Annotated in this window: 1 rRNA gene; it reads left to right on the top strand. The window is 51.7% G+C overall.

The window, feature by feature from the left end:
* Positions 1-150: 150 nt before the first annotated feature.
* Positions 151-3,057 (top strand): 23S ribosomal RNA (locus CNE01S_RS23900).
* Positions 3,058-3,173: the final 116 nt, after the last annotated feature.

Genomic DNA, 3,173 nt, shown 5'->3' with positions numbered 1-3,173 from the left:
TATTTGCTCTTTAACAATCCGGAACAAGCTGAAAATTGAAACGACATGTCGTCTCATTCCTCCGTAATAAGGAATGGGGTTAAGACATGTTCGAGTCTCTCAAATTTTCGCAACAGCGATGGTGTCTTACGAGACATCTTCGGGTTGTGAGGTTAAGCGACTAAGCGTACACGGTGGATGCCCTGGCAGTCAGAGGCGATGAAGGACGTGCTAATCTGCGATAAGCGTCGGTAAGGTGATATGAACCGTTATAGCCGGCGATTTCCGAATGGGGAAACCCAGTGTGATTCGTCACACTATCGTTAAGTGAATACATAGCTTAACGAAGCGAACCGGGGGAACTGAAACATCTAAGTACCCCGAGGAAAAGAAATCAACCGAGATTCCCCCAGTAGCGGCGAGCGAACGGGGAGCAGCCCAGAACCTGAATCAGTTTGTGTGTTAGTGGAAGCGTCTGGAAAGTCGCAGGGTACAGGGTGATACTCCCGTACACTAAAATGCACAAGTTGTGAGTTCGAAGAGTAGGGCGGGACACGTGGTATCCTGTCTGAATATGGGGGGACCATCCTCCAAGGCTAAATACTCCTGACTGACCGATAGTGAACCAGTACCGTGAGGGAAAGGCGAAAAGAACCCCGGCGAGGGGAGTGAAAAAGAACCTGAAACCGTGTACGTACAAGCAGTGGGAGCCTCATTTATGGGGTGACTGCGTACCTTTTGTATAATGGGTCAGCGACTTATATTCTGTAGCAAGGTTAACCGTATAGGGGAGCCGCAGGGAAACCGAGTCTTAACTGGGCGTTAAGTTGCAGGGTATAGACCCGAAACCCGGTGATCTAGCCATGGGCAGGTTGAAGGTTGGGTAACACTAACTGGAGGACCGAACCGACTAATGTTGAAAAATTAGCGGATGACTTGTGGCTGGGGGTGAAAGGCCAATCAAACCGGGAGATAGCTGGTTCTCCCCGAAAGCTATTTAGGTAGCGCCTCGTGAACTCATCTTCGGGGGTAGAGCACTGTTTCGGCTAGGGGGCCATCCCGGCTTACCAACCCGATGCAAACTACGAATACCGAAGAATGTTATCACGGGAGACACACGGCGGGTGCTAACGTCCGTCGTGAAGAGGGAAACAACCCAGACCGCCAGCTAAGGTCCCAAAGTCATGGTTAAGTGGGAAACGATGTGGGAAGGCACAGACAGCCAGGATGTTGGCTTAGAAGCAGCCATCATTTAAAGAAAGCGTAATAGCTCACTGGTCGAGTCGGCCTGCGCGGAAGATGTAACGGGGCTAAACCATGCACCGAAGCTGCGGCAGCGACACTATGTGTTGTTGGGTAGGGGAGCGTTCTGTAAGCCGTTGAAGGTGAACTGTGAGGTTTGCTGGAGGTATCAGAAGTGCGAATGCTGACATAAGTAACGATAAAGCGGGTGAAAAGCCCGCTCGCCGGAAGACCAAGGGTTCCTGTCCAACGTTAATCGGGGCAGGGTGAGTCGACCCCTAAGGCGAGGCCGAAAGGCGTAGTCGATGGGAAACAGGTTAATATTCCTGTACTTGGTGTTACTGCGAAGGGGGGACGGAGAAGGCTATGTTAGCCGGGCGACGGTTGTCCCGGTTTAAGCATGTAGGCGGGAAGTTTAGGTAAATCCGGACTTCTGTTAACGCTGAGGTGTGATGACGAGGCACTACGGTGCTGAAGTAACAAATGCCCTGCTTCCAGGAAAAGCCTCTAAGCATCAGGTAACATTAAATCGTACCCCAAACCGACACAGGTGGTCAGGTAGAGAATACCAAGGCGCTTGAGAGAACTCGGGTGAAGGAACTAGGCAAAATGGTGCCGTAACTTCGGGAGAAGGCACGCTGTCGGTAGGTGAAACCCCTCGCGGGTGGAGCTGAAGGCAGTCGAAGATACCAGCTGGCTGCAACTGTTTATTAAAAACACAGCACTGTGCAAACACGAAAGTGGACGTATACGGTGTGACGCCTGCCCGGTGCCGGAAGGTTAATTGATGGGGTTATCCGCAAGGAGAAGCTCTTGATCGAAGCCCCGGTAAACGGCGGCCGTAACTATAACGGTCCTAAGGTAGCGAAATTCCTTGTCGGGTAAGTTCCGACCTGCACGAATGGCGTAATGATGGCCAGGCTGTCTCCACCCGAGACTCAGTGAAATTGAAATCGCTGTGAAGATGCAGTGTACCCGCGGCAAGACGGAAAGACCCCGTGAACCTTTACTATAGCTTGACACTGAACATTGAGCCTTGATGTGTAGGATAGGTGGGAGGCTTTGAAGCGTGGACGCCAGTCTGCGTGGAGCCAACCTTGAAATACCACCCTTTAATGTTTGATGTTCTAACGTAGACCCGTGATCCGGGTTGCGGACAGTGTCTGGTGGGTAGTTTGACTGGGGCGGTCTCCTCCTAAAGCGTAACGGAGGAGCACGAAGGTTAGCTAATCACGGTCGGACATCGTGAGGTTAGTGCAAAGGCATAAGCTAGCTTGACTGCGAGAGTGACGGCTCGAGCAGGTGCGAAAGCAGGTCTTAGTGATCCGGTGGTTCTGAATGGAAGGGCCATCGCTCAACGGATAAAAGGTACTCCGGGGATAACAGGCTGATACCGCCCAAGAGTTCATATCGACGGCGGTGTTTGGCACCTCGATGTCGGCTCATCACATCCTGGGGCTGAAGTAGGTCCCAAGGGTATGGCTGTTCGCCATTTAAAGTGGTACGCGAGCTGGGTTTAGAACGTCGTGAGACAGTTCGGTCCCTATCTGCCGTGGGCGCTGGAGAATTGAGGGGGGCTGCTCCTAGTACGAGAGGACCGGAGTGGACGCATCACTGGTGTTCGGGTTGTCATGCCAATGGCATTGCCCGGTAGCTAAATGCGGAAGAGATAAGCGCTGAAAGCATCTAAGCGCGAAACTTGCCCCGAGATGAGTTCTCCCTGACCCTTTAAGGGTCCTGAAGGAACGTTGAAGACTACGACGTTGATAGGCTGGGTGTGTAAGCGTAGCGATACGTTGAGCTAACCAGTACTAATGATCCGTGAGGCTTAACCTTACAACACCGAAGGTGTTTTGGTAGAGTTTAGAGACAGAGAGTAAATTTTCAGCTTAGTTCAGGATTAGATTGATGGTTATGCGAGAGCGTGACGGTCAATAACAGAATTTGCCTGG

Origin of the sequence: Cedecea neteri NBRC 105707 = ATCC 33855 (assembly GCF_001571265.1) — a bacterium.
Taxonomy (GTDB): domain Bacteria; phylum Pseudomonadota; class Gammaproteobacteria; order Enterobacterales; family Enterobacteriaceae; genus Cedecea; species Cedecea neteri.
This window is presented reverse-complemented; position numbering and strand designations above follow the sequence as displayed.